This window comes from Rhodoferax mekongensis (assembly GCF_032191775.1).
In the GTDB taxonomy this organism is placed as follows: domain Bacteria; phylum Pseudomonadota; class Gammaproteobacteria; order Burkholderiales; family Burkholderiaceae_C; genus Allorhodoferax; species Allorhodoferax mekongensis.
This window is the reverse complement of the sequence record NZ_CP132507.1, coordinates 3,764,742-3,780,986: the sequence shown is the minus strand read 5'-3', so window position 1 is coordinate 3,780,986 and position 16,245 is coordinate 3,764,742. Positions and strand designations below refer to the sequence as shown.

14 protein-coding genes are annotated in these 16,245 nt (G+C 61.5%); 8 read left to right on the top strand and 6 right to left on the bottom strand.

Features of this window, described 5'->3' with window-relative positions; all coding sequences use genetic code 11:
• The first annotated feature begins 35 nt into the window (after positions 1-35).
• From RAN89_RS18070 to RAN89_RS18045, 6 genes are all read left to right on the top strand, one after another.
• On the top strand, positions 36-1,016 hold the full coding sequence (locus RAN89_RS18070) for an ROK family protein (RefSeq protein WP_087495085.1): 981 nt from the start codon (positions 36-38) through the stop codon (positions 1,014-1,016).
• 175 nt (positions 1,017-1,191) lie between these two features.
• Positions 1,192-2,442: an ABC transporter substrate-binding protein gene (locus RAN89_RS18065; RefSeq protein WP_313867599.1), complete on the top strand. Its 1,251-nt coding sequence runs from the start codon at positions 1,192-1,194 to the stop codon at positions 2,440-2,442.
• A gap of 97 nt (positions 2,443-2,539) precedes the next feature.
• The gene (locus tag RAN89_RS18060; protein WP_313867598.1) at positions 2,540-3,802 is read left to right on the top strand and encodes an ABC transporter substrate-binding protein; all 1,263 of its coding nucleotides are present in this window, start codon (positions 2,540-2,542) and stop codon (positions 3,800-3,802) included.
• Positions 3,803-3,807: 5 nt separating this feature from the next.
• Positions 3,808-4,686 (top strand): carbohydrate ABC transporter permease, encoded by an 879-nt coding sequence (locus RAN89_RS18055; RefSeq protein WP_313867597.1) that lies wholly within the window; start codon positions 3,808-3,810, stop codon positions 4,684-4,686.
• 30 nt (positions 4,687-4,716) lie between these two features.
• On the top strand, positions 4,717-5,571 hold the full coding sequence (locus RAN89_RS18050; RefSeq protein ID WP_313867596.1) for a carbohydrate ABC transporter permease: 855 nt from the start codon (positions 4,717-4,719) through the stop codon (positions 5,569-5,571).
• A gap of 3 nt (positions 5,572-5,574) precedes the next feature.
• A complete protein-coding gene (locus RAN89_RS18045; RefSeq protein WP_313867595.1) occupies positions 5,575-6,651 on the top strand; it encodes an ABC transporter ATP-binding protein in 1,077 nt (358 codons plus the stop codon).
• A gap of 90 nt (positions 6,652-6,741) precedes the next feature.
• On the opposite strand, the gene RAN89_RS18040 is transcribed toward RAN89_RS18045, so the two are convergent.
• The 5 genes from RAN89_RS18040 to RAN89_RS18020 form a co-directional block, all read right to left on the bottom strand.
• Entirely contained in the window at positions 6,742-7,152 is a 411-nt protein-coding gene (locus tag RAN89_RS18040) for an SRPBCC family protein (protein WP_313867594.1), read from the bottom strand.
• Between the two features lie 72 nt (positions 7,153-7,224).
• Entirely contained in the window at positions 7,225-8,607 is a 1,383-nt protein-coding gene (locus tag RAN89_RS18035; RefSeq protein WP_313867593.1) for a sensor histidine kinase, read from the bottom strand.
• Positions 8,604-9,305 carry a response regulator transcription factor gene (locus RAN89_RS18030; protein WP_087495080.1) on the bottom strand — a complete coding sequence of 234 codons (702 nt, stop codon included), beginning with the start codon at positions 9,303-9,305 and terminating at the stop codon, positions 8,604-8,606. Before RAN89_RS18030 ends, RAN89_RS18035 begins: the two co-directional genes overlap by 4 nt.
• A gap of 48 nt (positions 9,306-9,353) precedes the next feature.
• Positions 9,354-10,655 carry a multifunctional CCA addition/repair protein gene (locus RAN89_RS18025; protein ID WP_313867592.1) on the bottom strand — a complete coding sequence of 434 codons (1,302 nt, stop codon included), beginning with the start codon at positions 10,653-10,655 and terminating at the stop codon, positions 9,354-9,356.
• Between the two features lie 25 nt (positions 10,656-10,680).
• Positions 10,681-11,364 carry a glutathione S-transferase family protein gene (locus RAN89_RS18020; protein ID WP_313867591.1) on the bottom strand — a complete coding sequence of 228 codons (684 nt, stop codon included), beginning with the start codon at positions 11,362-11,364 and terminating at the stop codon, positions 10,681-10,683.
• A gap of 130 nt (positions 11,365-11,494) precedes the next feature.
• Between RAN89_RS18020 and RAN89_RS18015 the strand changes: the two genes are divergently transcribed.
• Both RAN89_RS18015 and RAN89_RS18010 read left to right on the top strand, forming a co-directional pair.
• Positions 11,495-12,382, top strand: coding sequence for a transporter substrate-binding domain-containing protein (locus tag RAN89_RS18015; RefSeq protein ID WP_313867590.1), 888 nt, complete (start codon positions 11,495-11,497; stop codon positions 12,380-12,382).
• Complete coding sequence (locus RAN89_RS18010; RefSeq protein WP_313867589.1) at positions 12,372-14,219, top strand: diguanylate cyclase domain-containing protein; 1,848 nt, start codon at positions 12,372-12,374, stop codon at positions 14,217-14,219. Before RAN89_RS18015 ends, RAN89_RS18010 begins: the two co-directional genes overlap by 11 nt.
• Positions 14,220-14,235: 16 nt before the next feature.
• Here the strand turns inward: RAN89_RS18010 and RAN89_RS18005 are convergent, their stop codons facing one another.
• Positions 14,236-16,236: a lytic transglycosylase domain-containing protein gene (locus RAN89_RS18005; protein WP_313867588.1), complete on the bottom strand. Its 2,001-nt coding sequence runs from the start codon at positions 16,234-16,236 to the stop codon at positions 14,236-14,238.
• Between the last annotated feature and the right edge of the window lie 9 nt (positions 16,237-16,245).

The following is a 16,245-nucleotide window of genomic DNA, read 5'->3' as shown; positions in this document are numbered from 1 at the left end:
CCTGTTAATTTTCAAGATTTGAGAGCGAGTGCATCATGGCATTGACCCACGACATTGAATTGAACATCGCCCCCGGCAGCGCGCCAGTCGCCTGTGTGGACATCGGCGGCACCAAGGTGGCAGTCAATATTGCCGATGCTGCCGGCGTGCGGGGCAAGGTTTCTGAGCCCACCGCCAAAGAAGGCAACAACGACGCGCTGGCCCGTCAGATCATCCGCATGGTGGGCGAGAGCTGCGCCTTGGCGGGCGTGGCCGTGGCGGACATTGCTGCAGTGGGGGTGGCCACCTGCGGGCCTTTTGTGATCAACCAGGGCATGGTCGAGTTGGCCGGCCCCAACATCTGTGGCGGCCTGGCTGGCAAGGCGCGCGGTTTGCCCAACGACTGGGTGACCGCCTTGCTCGAAGCCCCCTTGAAAGCCACATTCCCGAACGTGCGGGTAGAGAACGACGGAGTAGGCGCCCTGGAAGCAGAGCGCCGCTGGGGTGCGTTGCAGGGTGTGGCCAATTGCGCTTACGTGACCTGGAGTACCGGTATCGGCATGGGCTTGTGTGTGGACGGCAACATCCTGCGCGGCAAAAACGGAAACGCAGGCCATGCGGGCCACACCTTTGTGAGTTCCAACAACGATGCCTTGTGCGGCTGCGGCAACGTGGGCGATGTGGAAGGGCTGGTCGCCGGCAACGCGATTCCGCGCAGGTTCGGCGCACAAGGCTTTGCAGATGCTGCTACGCTTTTTGTAGCTGCTCGCGCAGGCGACGCGGGCGCTGTGGCCATTGTGGATGATCTTTGCGACGTCATGGGGCGCACCCTGTACAACATGGTGGCCACGCTGGACCTGCAGCGCATCAGCGTGGGCGGCAGTGTGTTCTGGCACAACCGCGATTACCTCTTGCCCAAACTCCAAGCCGCTCTCAAAGGCAAGCTGCCGGCCCTGACCGACGGTGTGGAGATCGTGCCCGCCGGCTTGGGTGAGAAGGTCGGGGATTACGCCGCGCTCGCATTGGTGGTGGCCTGAGCCGGTAAATCAAGCTGATAGATCTAAGTCTCCCTAGGGAAACTCCTAGTAGTTCAACGTTAAAAATTAATTAAAAATTAATTAATTCAAGTGGACATGGTGTTCGCTCGAATTCAACGTTGCTTCCGGCCCGTTTTGTTGCACAGCCGGACAGATACACTTTTTTGGAGACAAGATGTTGAAGCTTTCTAAACTCGCCACCGCAGTGGCACTCGTGGTTGCTGGTTCGGCCGCTGTGGCTGGTGAAGTGGAAGTCCTGCACTACTGGACATCCGGCGGCGAAGCCAAGTCCGTGGCTGAACTGAAGAAGATCATGCAAGGCAAGGGCCACACATGGAAAGACTTCGCAGTGGCCGGCGGCGGTGGTGACAACGCTGCTACCGTGCTGAAGAGCCGCGTGGTGAGCGGAAACCCTCCTGCAGCCGCCCAGATCAAAGGCCCTGCCATTCAGGAGTGGGCTTCTGAAGGTGTGTTGGCTAACCTCGACGCTACCGCCAAGGCTGAAAAGTGGGACGACCTGCTGCCCAAGGTGGTGGCTGACGTCATGAAGTACAAAGGCAACTACGTGGCTGCTCCCGTGAACGTGCACCGCGTGAACTGGATGTGGGCTAACTCCGCTGTCCTGAAGAAGGCCGGCGTGACGGCTACCCCCAAGACATGGGACGAGTTCTTTGCTGCTGCTGAAAAGGTCAAGAAGGCCGGCCTGATCCCCGTGGCACACGGTGGCCAGAACTGGCAAGACTTCACCACCTTTGAGTCTGTGGCTCTGGGCGTGGGCGGCACCAAGTTCTACAACGAAGCTCTGATCAAGCTCGACCAGAAGGCACTGACCAGCGCCACCATGACCAAGGTCCTGGAAACATTCCGCAAGGTCAAGGGTTACACCGACGCAGCCGCCCCCGGCCGCGACTGGAACCTGGCGACCGCCATGGTCATCCAAGAGAAGGCCGCATTCCAGTTCATGGGTGACTGGGCCAAGGGCGAGTTCTCTGCTGCTGGCAAGGTTCCCGGCAAAGACTACGTCTGCGCTGCTGCTCCCGGCACCGGCAATGCGTACACCTTTAACGTGGACTCCTTCGCGATGTTCAAGCTGAAGGACGCTGGCGCCCAAAAGGCCCAGGCTGATCTGGCTGCTTCCATCATGGGCACAGAGTTCCAGGAAGTCTTCAACCTGAACAAGGGTTCCATCCCCGTGCGTTTGAACATGTCCATGGACAAGTTCGACGACTGCGCCAAGACTTCCGCCAAGGACTTCGTGTCTACCGCCAAGTCCGGTGGTCTGGTTCCTTCCGTGGCTCACGGCATGGCCATCAAGCCCGCTGCTGAAGGCGCGATCAAGGACGCCGTGTCCCAGTTCTGGAACGACGACAAGATCTCCGTTGCTGACGGTGTGAAGAACATCGCCAAGGCCGCTGCTACCAAGTAAGCCCTGGCCGGGCGCCTGGCGCCCGTTCTTCCAAGATGGCCCCATCCCTTGACGGGGGTGGGGCCATTCCCCATCACGTGTTCTTCAGGTCACTCTCATGTACTTTTCAGCCCTAGCGCGCACCATGGCCGCTGCATTTGCGCTGTGCGCAAGCGCCGCGTTGCATGCCGGCGAAGTAGAGGTCTTGCACTACTGGACCTCCGGCGGTGAAGCCAAATCGGTTGCAGAACTCAAAGACATGATGGGCAAACGCGGCCACACCTGGAAAGACTTTACCGTGACCGGTGGTGGTGGCCAGAATGCCATGGCGGTGCTCAAACAGCGTGTGCTCGCGGGCAATGCTCCAGCGGCAGCCAACATCAAAGGGCCGGCCATTCAGGAATGGGCCGAACTGAACGTGTTGACCAACCTCGACGCGATGGCGTCGTTCGAAAAGTGGGACGAAGCGCTCCCCAAGGTCGTGGCCGACCAGATGAAATACAAAGGCCGCTACGTGGCCGTCCCGGTGAATGTACACCGGGTGAATTGGTTGTGGGCCAACTCCGCCGTGCTCAAAAAAGCGGGTGTCGCAGCACTGCCCAAAACCTATGACGAATTTTTTGCCGCAGCCGACAAGATCAAGGCTGCCGGCTTCATCCCTGTCGCACACGGCGGGCAGGACTGGCAGGACTTCACGGTGTTTGAAAGCGTGGTTCTTGGCGTTGGCGGTACCGCGCTGTACGACAAAGCCTTGGTCAAGCTGGACCGCGCTGCGATGACCAGTGACGAGATGAAAAAGTCTCTGGAAATCTTCCGCCGCATCAAGTCTTACACCGATGCCAATTCCAACGGCCGTGACTGGAACGTCACCACCGAGATGGTCATCAACGGCAAAGCCGGCTTCCAGTTCATGGGCGACTGGGCCAAGGGCGAGTTTCTGGCTGCGGGCCAGACACCGGGCAAGGAATTCACCTGCTCCGCTGCACCCGGCACCGCCAACGCCTACACCTTCAACGTGGACTCCTTTGCCATGTTCCAGCTCAAGAGCTGGGAAGCCCAAAAGGCCCAAGGCTACCTGGCCTACCTGCTCATGGGCAAGGAGTTTCAGGAAAAGTTCAACCTGCGCAAAGGCTCCATCCCTGTGCGACTGGGCATGAACATGGAGAAGTTTGACGACTGCGCCAAGACCTCCAGCAAAGACTTTGTAGCCACCTCCGCCTCGGGCGCGCTGGTGCCCTCGGTAGCCCATGGCATGGCACTGTCGTCATCACAGCAAGCGGCCATGCGTGCCGCGGTGAGCGAGTTCTGGAACAACGACAAGCTGAGCGTGAGTGAGGCCGTCGCCAAATTGGTCGCAGTGAGTGCGCCCAAGCAAAAGTAAGACTTATGAAAACCCTTGAAAACATCCTCCCCAAGCTGGTGATTGCTCCGGGCTTTGTGCTCGGCTTCGCCTTCATTTACGGATTCATGATCTGGAACGGCATCCTGTCGGTCACCGGCTCGCGCATGCTGCCCAACTACGAAGAGTTCGTGGGGCTGGAGCAGTACGTGCGCCTGTGGGAAATGGACCGCTGGTACATCGCTCTCAAAAACCTCGGCATCTTCAGCGTGTTGTATGTGGGTGGCTCCATGATTCTGGGCATGGCCTTGGCGATTTTTCTGGACCAGAAAATCCGTGCCGAAGGCGTGCTGCGCACCATTTACCTCTACCCCATGGCCTTGTCGTTCATCGTGACCGGCACTGCCTGGAAATGGATCTTGAACCCGAGCCTTGGTTTGGAAAAGTTGGCGCACGATTTCGGCTGGACCAGCTTCAGCTTTGACTGGCTGGTGCAGTCTGAAACCGCCATTTACTGCGTGGTAATTGCCGGCATCTGGCAGTCCGCGGGCTTTGCCATGGCCTTGTCGCTGGCCGGCCTGCGCGGCATTGACGACAGCATCATCAAAGCCGCCCAGATCGACGGCGCTTCGCTTCCCCGCATCTACTGGCGCATCATTCTTCCCATCCTGCGCCCCGTGGTGTTCTCCACCGTGCTGGTGTTGTCGCACCTGTCTATCAAGAGTTTTGACCTTGTGATGGCGCTCACGTCTGGCGGCCCCGGCTATGCGTCTGACGTACCCGCCACCTTCATGTACGTGATGAGCTTCACCCGCGGCCAAATCGGCCTGGGTGCAGCCAGCGCCACCATGATGCTGATGTTCGTGGCGGCCCTCGTGGTGCCGTATCTGTACAGCGAATTGCGCACCAAACCTCACGACCGTTAATCCACGACCGTACCACCACGATCGCACCCTATGTTGTCTAAAAACCTACCCCGCATCCTGATCTACGGCACGTTGCTGTTGGCCGCCTTCTTTTTCCTGGCGCCGCTGTACGTGATGTTGGCCACCTCGTTCAAAGATGCCGAGCAAATCCGCTCCGGCAATTTGCTGAGCTTGCCCAACTCCCTCAATTTCGAATCCTGGCAACTCGCCTGGTCCAGCGCCTGTACCGGTGTGGACTGCCGCGGCCTGCAGCCTTACTTCATGAACTCCATCATCATGGCGGTGCCCGCTGTGCTGATCTCCACCGCCTGGGGCGCCATCAATGGCTATGTGCTGAGCATGTGGAAGTTCAAGGGCAGCGAAGTGCTGTTTGGCTTCATGCTGTTTGGCGTGTTCATGCCCTTCCAGGTGGTGTTGTTGCCCATGAGCCAGGTGTTGGGCTACTTGGGCCTCTCCAGCTCACTCGGTGGCTTGGTGCTGGTGCACTGCATTGCCGGTTTGGCCGGTACCACGCTGTTCTTCCGCAATTACTACACCGCCATCCCCAAAGAGCTGGTGAACGCAGCGCGCATTGACGGTGCCGGTTTCTGGCGCATCTTCTTCCGCATCGTGGTGCCCATGTCCACCCCGATCCTGATGGTGACGCTCATCTGGCAGTTCACCAACATCTGGAACGACTTCCTGTTCGGCGTGGCCTTCAGTGGCGCGGACAGCAAGCCCATCACCGTGGGCCTGAACAACATGGCCAACACTTCCAGCAGTGTCAAAAGCTACAACGTCGACATGGCTGCGGCCGTGATCGCAGGTCTCCCCACCATGTTGGTCTACGTACTGGCAGGTCAATATTTCGTGAAAGGTCTCACCGCTGGCGCGGTGAAAGGATAAAAAATGGCAGCTTCTCTCCAAATCGCAGGCATCCGCAAAGTTTTCGGCAAGGGCGACAAAGCCGTTGAAGTCCTGAAAAAGATCGAAATCGACGTCGCCCCCGGCGAGTTCCTGATCCTGGTCGGCCCCTCCGGCTGCGGCAAGTCCACCTTGCTCAACATCATTGCGGGCCTCGAAGAGCCGTCCGAAGGCGAGCTACGCATTGCCGGCAAAAACGTGGTGGGCGTGGCCCCCGCACAGCGCGACATCGCCATGGTGTTTCAAAGCTACGCGCTCTACCCCACCATGAGCGTGGCTGACAACATCGGCTTCGCTCTGGAAATGCGCAAGGTGCCCGTGGAAGAGCGCAAAAAGCGCATTGCTGAAGTGGCGGCCATGCTGCAAATCGAACACTTGCTGGACCGCCGCCCCGCGCAGTTGTCTGGCGGTCAGCGCCAGCGTGTAGCCATGGGCCGTGCTTTGGCACGTGACCCCCAACTCTTCCTGTTTGACGAGCCGCTCTCCAACCTGGACGCCAAGCTCCGCGTAGAAATGCGCGCTGAAATCAAGCGCCTGCACCAGGTGTCCGGCATCACCAGCGTGTACGTGACGCACGACCAGATTGAGGCCATGACCCTGGGCAGCCGCATCGCAGTGATGAAGGACGGCATCCTGCAACAGATCGGCACACCCGACGACATCTACAACCGCCCGGCCAACACCTATGTGGCCACCTTCATCGGCTCGCCCACCATGAACCTGATCAAGGGTCATGTGGAAGTGCCCGGCGCGCAAGGCCGCTTTACTTTCAACGGCAGCACCCTGGAGCTGGCGACCCCCGCCGCTGGCGACGCCACCCTGGGCGTGCGGCCCGAGCACATCGAGCTGATCACTGGCGATGCCGCCTGGCGCGGCGAAGTGGCAGTGGTGGAACCCACTGGCGCCGACACGTACGTGGTGGTGAAAACCTCTGCGGGCGAAGTGACTGTGCGCACCGCTCCGAGCGCATCCTGGAAAGCCGGTGATCAAGTCGGCCTGCGCGTGAACCCTGCGAACACCAACTGGTTCAGCACTGCGACGGGTGTGCGTTTGGACGTGTAAGTCTTCTGGACTTCAACGCAAAAGCCGAGCTGTCCAAAAAAGGCAACCCGGCTTTTTTGCCAAAAAACTATCGTGCGCGGCCCGTGAGATTCACAGACTTTTCGCCTCGACGTGCTTGGCAAAGTTATTCAAGATGGCCTGCCAACCCTGACGCTGTTGTTCCAAAGGGTGTTGGGTTTCAGCATCAAAAGTAACGCGAACCGTCACACCACCGGAAGTGCTGTTGAACTCGACCGTCCCATTCCTGTCACCAAAGGCATATTCGATGCGTTCATGGAGCACCACTTTGGTATAGGTCCCTGCGAAATCAAAGCCGAAGCTGCCATCTTTGGCTTCCATGCGCGAACTGAAGTTGCCGCCCGCGCGCAAATCAACAGTAGCTTGCGTGGTGTGCCAGTCATCAGATGCCGTGTTCCACTGCTTGATATCTTGCGGAGTTGTGTAGGCGGACCAGACGGTCTCAATCGGCGCCTTCACAGTAGTCTCAACGGTGATTTGCATGTCGTACACCTTTCGTGGAAAAAATGGATGCGGAGGTGATGCTGTGAAAAAAAGATTTCTCTGCAAGACTATCTAAATTAGGGGCTGTAAAGGCAACTGCAACCGAATCGTCAACCCATGCGGCAACGTCGTCTGCGCTGTTGCCGTGCCGTTATGGCGCCGCGCGATTTCCGCCACGATGGACAGGCCCAGTCCACAGCCGCCGGGCAGTTCGCTGGCGCGCCAGAAGCGTTCAAACACGCGCTCTAGCTGCTCACCAGAGACGCCGGGGCCGGTGTCTTCCACATCCAGCCAGCAGAAGCCATCGTGCACCGTGGTGCGCAGCGTAACCACGGCACCTTTGCCGGCGTAGCGCAGGGCGTTGTCGATGAGGTTGCTCAGCACTTCGCGCAGCAGCAGTTTGTCGGCGGGCACCATGACACTGTCTTCGCCCTCGTAGCCCAGGTCCACGCCAGCCGCCAGGGCGCGGCGCGTCCATTCGCGTGCCACTTCCCGCGCCAGCGAAGCAGCATCCACCGGCACCAGGCTCACCTCCGCTTCCGTGCGGGCCAAAGACAGCAGCTGATGCACCAGGTGTGCGCTGCGCTGGGCGCCGGTGTGCACTTTGGTCAGGCGCTGTTGCAAGGCCTCGGGGTCTTTCTCTTGCATGGCCAGCTCGGTCTGGCTGATCAGGCCCGCAAGGGGCGTGCGCAGTTGGTGGGCGGCGTCATTCAAAAAGCGCTTTTCCTGGCTCAGGCTGCGGCGCAGGGTGGTGAGCAGCTGGTTCAGGGTGTTGGCCAGGGAGTGCACTTCCTCCGGCGCTTGCGTCATCTCGATGGGAGAGAGCGACGCCATGTTGCGGTTGGCCAGCTGCGCCTCCAGCCGCTCCAGTGGAGCCAGGCCGCGGCGTATGCCTTCGTACACCAGCACGCTGAGCACGGCGCCCAAGATCAGCAACGGGAAGAGCACGTCACGCACCAGCTCCCGGGCAATGCGTTGCTGCGCTACCAGGCTCTTGGCCACCTGCACCCGCATGCGCTGGTCGGTGAAACCATCGCCAAAACTCAGGTCGATGGAAGCCACGCGCATGGGCCGGCCATCCATCACCACTTCGTAGAGCACGGGCTCGTTGTCGGCGGAGTACAGGTCGGGCGTGCGCCCTGGAATTTTGGTGTTGCCCAGCAAGAAGCTGCCGGGCGGGGAGGACACCATGTAGGCCACGCGGTCGTCCGGGTCTTGTTCGATGATGTCGCGCGCCGCACGCGGAAAGTCCACCAGCAGGCCGGAGCCCATGGGCTTGACCTGCCTGGCCAGCGAGCGCACCGATTGCGTGAGCGACTGGTCAATGGTTTTCTCCGCATAGGCCAGCGCCACGCGGAATGCCAGCACGCCACCCATGAGCCACAACACCAGCTGGGGCAGCAGCAACCAGATCAACAACTGCCGCTTGAGCGAGAAGCGCGCAGGGCGGCTCACGGAGTGTCCGATTCGAGCATGTAGCCCAGGCCGCGCACGTTGCGGATGTTCAAGCCGCTATCGGTGAGCTTGCGGCGCAGGCGGTGCACGTACACCTCCAGCGCGTTGGAGCCGGCGGCGCCGCCCTCCAGCGGAGCGGTTTGCCAGACGGACAACACGTCTTCCCGGCCGACGACCTGCCCCATGTTGTTGACCAGCAGCGAGAGCAAAGACCATTCGCGATGGGTGAGCTCCATCGGGTCATCGCCCAGCCAGGCCAGGGGCAGTACCGGGTCCAGACGCAGGTTGCGGCTGTGGGTGCTTTGCACCTCCAGCGAGCCACCGAATGCAGGCAGGCGCGAGCGGCGCAGCATGGCCTGCAGGCGGGCCAGCAGCTCGGCCATGTTGAAGGGTTTGGTGAGGTAGTCGTCGGCGCCCGCGTTGAGGCCTTGTACGCGGTCGTCAACGCCATCACGCGCGGTGAGGATGAGCACCGGCAGCGCGGCAAGGCGCTGGCGTATCCATTGCAGCACGGCAATACCGTCCACCACCGGCAGGCCCAGGTCGAGCACCACACCGTCAAAGCGGGTGGACTCCAGCAGGCCTTGGGCTTGCGCGCCGTCGCTGGCGCTGCTCACGCTGTGGCCGGCGTGTACCAGCTGCGCGCACAGGCCGTCGCGCAGCAATTCATCGTCTTCAACAATCAGTAAATGGGCCATGCTTGGAGCATACCAAGGCAAGCCCCGGCGCTGGCAGCGGAACAACCCTCAGGCAGCGGTGGCAGCCGGCAGGCCAGCGGCAATGGCCTCAGCGCGGGCGGTTTGGATGAATTGACCGATCTTTGGGCCGGTAGCGCCCATGGATATTGCGCGAGCAGCTATGGAATCTGTAGCAACTGCCAGCGCCAGGTCCAGTGCCTGCCCCAGCCGCTGGGCTTGGGGGTAGGGCGCATCGTGCAGACCGAGGCGACCTTGGGCATCGCACTGGCAGGCCAGCAAGGCGGCGCGAAAGCGCTCAGGTTTGCGGATGGCGTCGCAGCGCTCCAGGAGGCGCAGCAGGGCAGCAGCATTGAGCGAGCCGCTGCGGTGGATGTTGCCGTGCTCGCGGGCGACTACGTCGGCCAGCTCGGCGCAGTCGTTGGGCACGCGCAGCCGCTGGCAAACGCCCTTGAGCAGGCGGGCGCTGCGCTCCTCATGGCCGATGTGGCGGGGCAGCACGTCAGCGGGCGTGGTGCCTTTGCCCAGGTCGTGGCCCAGGCAGGCAAAGCGCACCGCCAGCGGCGCATCCAGCTGTGCTGCGCGGTCCAGCACGAGCATGACGTGCACGCCCGTGTCCACCTCGGGGTGGTGCTCGGGGCTTTGGGGCACGCCCCAGAGCCGGTCCAGCTCAGGCAGCAGGCGCTTCAGGGCGCCGCAGCTGCGCAGCACCTCAAACATGCGGGAGGGGCGGGCTTCCATCAAGCCTTTGGCGATCTCTTGCCACACGCGCTCAGGCACCAGGTGGTCCACCTCGCCGTCTTCCACCATGGTCTGCATCAGGGCGGTGGTTTCAGGTGCCACCGTGAACTCGGTAAACCGCGCCGCAAACCGGGCCACACGGAGGATGCGCACCGGGTCTTCGCGAAAGGCAGGCGTCACATGGCGCAGTACACGCATCTGCAGGTCTGCCTGGCCGCCGAAGGGGTCTATCAGGTCTTTAGTATCAAAAGTGCCATTGGCGCCCGTGGAATCTGCGCGAGCAGCTATGGAATTGATAGTGAGGTCGCGCCGGGCCAGGTCTTCTTCCAGCGTCACATCCGGTGCGGCGTGCACCGCAAAGCCCTTGTAGCCGGGCGCGGTTTTGCGCTCGGTGCGGGCCAGGGCGTATTCCTCCTGGGTGCGGGGGTGCAAAAACACCGGGAAGTCTTTGCCCACGGCGAGGTAGCCCGCATCCAGCATTTGCTGCGGGCTGCTGCCCACGACCACCCAGTCGCGGTCTTTCACCTCCAGGCCCAACAGCGCGTCGCGCACGGCACCACCTACCAGAAAGGTGCCGGTGGAGTGGGTGTGGGCGGGCGAGCCGGCGGGCATGGAAGGTTCAGGCTGAGGAAGGGGTTCAGCGTTGCAGGCGGTAGGGTTCTTCAAAGTCCAGAAAGTCTTTCTCCGCCAGCGCGCCGGTGATCCAGGCCTGCACGCCGGGCAGTGCCAGCACGCGGGACACATAAGCACCCACCACCGGGCTGACCGGCAGGCCATAGGTTTTGAGGCGGGCGCAGACGGGGGCGAAGTAGGCATCCGCCACGGAGAACTGGCCGAACAACATGGGGCCGCCATACTGGGCCAGCAGCTCTTCCCACATGGCGCTCAGGCGGGCCACATCGGCGCGCACGGCGGGCTTGTCGCGCCAGATTAGGGCGCCGGTTTCCAGCAGGGTGGCCTCGATGTTCATGGGGCAGTTGCTGCGCAGGCCGGTGAAGCCGGAGTGCATCTCGGCGCACACGCTGCGGGCCCGTGCACGGGCGGCTTTGTCGGCGGGCCAGAGCTGCAGGTTGGGAAACGCTTCGGCCACGTATTCGGCAATGGCCAGGGTGTCCCAGACCGCGAGGTCGCCATCGACCAGCAAAGGCACCTTGCCGGTGGGGCTGAGCTTGGCGAGCGTGGTTTTGAATTGCGACTGGCTGTCGAAGGAGTCAAACCGCACCATGACTTCTTCAAAATCGATTCCGGCTTGCTTTAACAGCACCCAAGGGCGCATGGACCACGAAGAATAATTTTTGTTACCGATGTAGAGCTTGATCATGCGCAATCCTTGGTCAAAACGTCATGCTAGCACCGCCTGTGGGGGCTAGGCGCGCGGCGGGGCCGGTCCTATACTGGCTTCAAGGACTCGGACACTGCACTCCAGCAGACACAACGAGAGGGACACAACCATGGCGCACACCACAAGCTCTTGCCGGCGCACCGTCTTCGGGCTGATGGCTTTTTGCCTGGTCATGCTGCATGGCGCAGTGGCGGCACAAACCATCCGCTTTGCGCCTGAAAAAGATTACGCCCCCTTTGTAAGCGCCGGGCCTGCCGGGCAGGTGCAAGGCCTGTCCATCGATGTGCTGGACATCCTCAAGCCCCGATTGGGCGCCAACGTGCAGGTGCTGCCCGCAGACAATCTTGCAAATATCTTGCAAGCGGCGCGCCGTGGCGAGGTAGACCTGATTTCTTCCTTGCGCCCCACCCCGGAGCGGGCCGAGTTTCTGGCCTTCACGGAACCTTACGTCAAGGTACCCGCCGTGTTGGTGGTGAAGCAGGGGCCCATTCCCCCGACGCTGAAAGACCTCGCCGACCGACCGGTCGCCGTGGGCAAGGGCTATGCGGTAGAGAGCTTTGTGCGCACCAATTACCCGCTGATCCGTTGGGTTGCGGTGTCCGATGATGTGGCCGCGTTACAAGCCCTGCTGCGTGGTGATGTGGACGGCGTGGTGGCGGATGTGGCCAGCGTGAGCGATGCCACCCGTCACAGCGGCATACGCGGGGTGCAGGTGGTGGAGTCGCTCCCCTTTGAGTACGAGCTGAGCTTTGCCTATCGCAAAGAACTGGCAGCGCTGGGCGATGCCTTGAATGCCGGCCTCAAGGACATCACGCCCGCTACCCGACAGGCGCTGTTGCGCCGCTGGATAGACACTGAGACATTGACCTACGAAGACCCGCGGCTCACCTGGGTGCGCAAACTGGCCATGGTGTTGTCGGTGCTGGCTTTGGTCATGGTGGGGGTATGGCGATTGCGGGCCAAACGTTCTTCAGACAGGGCTGCGGATGGTCTTTGAAGTCCAGCAAACCGGTGCCATGCGGCCCCGCGCACGCAGCGTGCGGTGGATGCTGCTGTGGGCAGGTGTCTGCGCAGCCATGGGGCTGCTATCGCTGATGGTGTCCGACGCGCGGCCGGGGCAGGTCATTATCTGGATGGCCAACCCGGTAGGGGCCGTGGCTCTGTTGCGCCTGCAGCGCTCGCAGTGGCCCGCCATGTTGGCTGCTTTGTTGGTGGCCGTGTGGGCGGCGCACGTGGCGTACGCCTGGGGGGCCGGACCAGAGTTTCAAGCCTGGATCAGCCCCATGACCATGGCGTGGCGTGCCGGCTTGGACGTGCCAGTGCATTTGTTGGAAATGATGCTGTCTGCCGTCATGCTGGACCGCATCCGTGCCTTGGAGCACGCCGGGGAACGGGCCGCAGTGCAGGGAATGGTTCTGCTGCGCGCGGCCCTGTTACCCGCAGCGCTGCTTGCTCCATTGGGTGGAATGGTCTGGGTGGGCGCCGCCATCGGCGACTGGCAAGTGTTGTCGCTGAACTGGTTCATCGGACACACCATAGGCACAGTGGCGGCATTGCCTCTGGCTTTGTCCGTGGCCACCAAGCGGCCCCGCGTGGCGCTGGCGCAAGTCACCGAACCTCTGGCCCTGGCCATGTTGTTGGGCAGTGTGGCGGTCACGCTGTGGGCAAGTACCAGCCTGCCCAAGCCCTTTGTGATCATGGTGGCTCCCGTCGTATGGATGGCCATGCGTTCGACCCTGGTAGCCACCTTTGCTGCCAACCTGCTGGTCGCCGCCAGCATGGCTGCACTGATCCGCTACGGCGTGTTGCTGCCTCCGCCAACCTCCAGCTGGTGGGGCGATGCCTTGTTCTATTTGTCGGTATTGGCCACGCTCTTGCCGGGCTTGTTTCTGGCTGTGATGTCTGAAGGGCAGCGCCAGGCTTTGCAGGTGCTGGCCGACAGTGAATCGCGGGCCCGGGACCTTTACTTTCAGACTCCGGCCATGCTGCATTCGATTGATGCGCAAGGTCGCATCGTGCAGGTCAGCAAGTTGTGGCTGGACACGCTGGGCTATGCCGAGGCAGATGTGTTGGGACGGCATGTGGCCGACTTTATGGATCCCGCTTCCGCGCGCAAAGCACGTGAGGTCGTGATCCCTGCCGCCGTGCGCGATGGCCGTTGCGACAACATCGACTACCAGTTATGTCGCCGCGATGGCACGCTGTGCGACGTGATCCTGTCTGCCATTTGGGAATACGACGAAGCGCACCAACCCGTGCGCAGCCTTGCCGTATTGCAGGACGTGACGGAGAAAAAGCGGCTTGAAGCCCGCAGCCACTTTGCCGAGCATGACGCCCTGACGGGTTTACCCAACCGGGTGCTCCTGCAAGACCGGCTCAAGATGCTGTGCGCGCACTACAGCCGGCACAAAGGGGTGTTTGCCATCGGGTTTCTGGATCTGGACCACTTCAAAGAGGTCAACGACAACCACGGCCACGACGCAGGCGACTTGCTGTTGAAGGAAGTGGCCCGCAGGTTGCAGGGCACTTTGCGCGCGGCGGATACGGTATGCCGCTTGGGTGGTGACGAGTTTGTGATGATTTTCAGCGCAGTGGAAGGCCGGACCGAACTCCAGGTGCTGGCCACCAAACTGATGTCTGCCATTGCCGCACCGTGCGTCTTGGGTGAGGGGCCTGACCCACCGGTGGTGCAGGTGTCAGGCAGCCTGGGGCTGGCGCTTTTTCCTGAGCATGGCTCGGAGCCTCAGACGCTGCTAACGCATGCGGACCAAGCCATGTATGCCGCCAAGCGCGGCGGCCGCAACCGATACGAGTTTTATCGAGGAGCGGCCTGAGCCTTCTGCAACTTCATCAAGGCAGGTCCAGGCCTGCTTCAGGGCTAGCTGCATCCCGGGGGCCCACGGTGCCTAGTTTGGCCTTGAGGGACTGAGGTTGACCCGTGATGAGCGCGGCATATAGCGTGGTGTTGGCCAGTACTTTCTTCACATAGTCTCGGGTTTCAGAGAAAGGAACATTCTCGGCCCAGATGGCGGCCTCCCAGGTGGGGCCGCCGGACTGGCCGCGCCAAATCCGGGGGCGGCCGGGGCCCGCGTTGTAAGCTGCCGCTGCCATGGGCATGGAGCCGTTAAAGCTGTCGAGTACCAGCTTCAAATACCCGGTGCCGATGGCGATATTGGTGTCGCGGTCAGTGATCTGGTGGCCCTGGAAGTCATTGAGGCCGATTTTCTTGGCGGTCCATTTCGCGGTAGCCGGCATGACCTGCATCAGGCCGGAGGCGCCCACACTGGATTTGGCGTCGGTGATGAAGCGGCTCTCCTGCCGGATCAAACCGTAGACATAGGCCGGGTCCAGCCCTATGAGTTGGGTACGGGCCAGCACCGCGATCTTGTGCGGCATGGGATAGCGCTGATCGATATCGACCATGCCTTTGGTGCGTTCGCTGGTGTTGATGCAGCGGTCCCACACCTCGGCCTTGCAGGCCAGATCAGCTGCTGCCAGCAAAGCACGGTCATCCAGGCCGCCGCGGTTGTGCAGGTTGGTGGTGTAGTTCCATTCGCGCACGCCGTCGCTGCGCAAACCAATGGCGATGGCGTGCAGGGCGCGGGCCAGACCGGGGTTCTTTTTGGCTTGCTCTTTTTCTTCCGGTGTCAAAGGTGCCGGTTTGGCCGGCACCACGATTTTTTGGCCCAATTCTTCCAAGGCCAGCATCTCGTAAAAGCCTTTGGTTCCGGCAATGGATTCGAGCAGAGCCTGGCTCTCCATCTTGGCCGTCTCTACGTTGCTGCGTTGCGCCAGTGCGCGGGCACGCCAGTAGACCCAGGTCGGGTCACTGCGCATGGACTCGGGCATGGCGGCAATGGCTTCCGCCACCTGGCTCCAGCGGCCAGCCCGCAGTGCGGCGCGCGCAGCCCAAGCAAGATGGTCTTCATGCATTTGGGCGAGCTGCCCTTTTGCGAAGGCTGCGGGAGCCTCGTCGGAGAGTTTTTGCGCCAGACGTTTACCGATGACACCCCAGACCCAGCTGCGTTCTTCCTGGTTGAGCTGGGCTTTCCAGCGCAGTTTGTCGATCTCAACAGCTGCACTGTCCGGGTCTATATAGGCCAGCCGGATCAGGGCGAGCGATACAAATTCGCGCGTCTGTGGACGCAGCGCGGTGACTTTGTCGTTCAGGTACTTGGCCGGCGTGCTGTAAATGGTGTTGACGGTTTTGACGTAGTCGCTGTCCAGTGCCGCAACGGCTTGTGTGGCCACACGCAAGCGGTCGTTTTCCATGCCCAACCGTGCCCGGACCCATGCGCTGTGCGCGCTGAGCTTTTTGTCTTTGACCAGTTGGGCAGCCAGACCGCCGCATGCGTCGTCGGCTTCTTTCTGTCCCCACCAAACAGGTTCCAAGGCACCGGCTACATCGGCATTGCGGGTGCTGTAGTCTGCCCACAGCGCATAGCAACGCACGGATTTGTCGTCGTTCATTCGGTAGAGCGGGTACTCGCGCCCGAAAGTGTCCCAGTCGCGGTTGCGGCCGAGTTGAAGCAGCCACTCAGCGCGCAGGCGATCTTCCTGGTAAGTGCCGTTGTAGCGATTCAGATAGTCTTGAATTTCGGACTTGCTGGCCTCGTCTAGGCGGGCAGAGAGTTCCCAATACGCGGCCCATGGTTCCAAGATGTAGCCCTTCATTGAGGGCAAGGCAGCGCTCAGACGTTTGCGGTCCCGGTTTTTGTAGGCTTGGGCCAGGTCCAGAATGGTCTCATCGAGACGGGTGATATCGCGCCCTTGCGCGTATGCTGAAGTGAAAGTGGAGGACATCAGGGCACCGCACAGGGCCAGTGATGTCAGAATGGCTGAAAACTGCATGTGGGGATT

Bases quoted from the DNA above. Each gene is read 5' to 3' on its own strand.
- RAN89_RS18070 (WP_087495085.1), top strand. From the start codon at position 36: ATGGCATTGACCCACGACATTGAATTGAACATCGCCCCCGGCAGCGCG.
- RAN89_RS18065 (WP_313867599.1), top strand. From the start codon at position 1,192: ATGTTGAAGCTTTCTAAACTCGCCACCGCAGTGGCACTCGTGGTTGCT.
- RAN89_RS18060 (WP_313867598.1), top strand. From the start codon at position 2,540: ATGTACTTTTCAGCCCTAGCGCGCACCATGGCCGCTGCATTTGCGCTG.
- RAN89_RS18055 (WP_313867597.1), top strand. From the start codon at position 3,808: ATGAAAACCCTTGAAAACATCCTCCCCAAGCTGGTGATTGCTCCGGGC.
- RAN89_RS18050 (WP_313867596.1), top strand. From the start codon at position 4,717: ATGTTGTCTAAAAACCTACCCCGCATCCTGATCTACGGCACGTTGCTG.
- RAN89_RS18045 (WP_313867595.1), top strand. From the start codon at position 5,575: ATGGCAGCTTCTCTCCAAATCGCAGGCATCCGCAAAGTTTTCGGCAAG.
- RAN89_RS18040 (WP_313867594.1), bottom strand. From the start codon at position 7,152: ATGCAAATCACCGTTGAGACTACTGTGAAGGCGCCGATTGAGACCGTC.
- RAN89_RS18030 (WP_087495080.1), bottom strand. From the start codon at position 9,305: ATGGCCCATTTACTGATTGTTGAAGACGATGAATTGCTGCGCGACGGC.
- RAN89_RS18025 (WP_313867592.1), bottom strand. From the start codon at position 10,655: ATGCCCGCCGGCTCGCCCGCCCACACCCACTCCACCGGCACCTTTCTG.
- RAN89_RS18020 (WP_313867591.1), bottom strand. From the start codon at position 11,364: ATGATCAAGCTCTACATCGGTAACAAAAATTATTCTTCGTGGTCCATG.
- RAN89_RS18015 (WP_313867590.1), top strand. From the start codon at position 11,495: ATGGCGCACACCACAAGCTCTTGCCGGCGCACCGTCTTCGGGCTGATG.
- RAN89_RS18010 (WP_313867589.1), top strand. From the start codon at position 12,372: ATGGTCTTTGAAGTCCAGCAAACCGGTGCCATGCGGCCCCGCGCACGC.
- RAN89_RS18005 (WP_313867588.1), bottom strand. From the start codon at position 16,236: ATGCAGTTTTCAGCCATTCTGACATCACTGGCCCTGTGCGGTGCCCTG.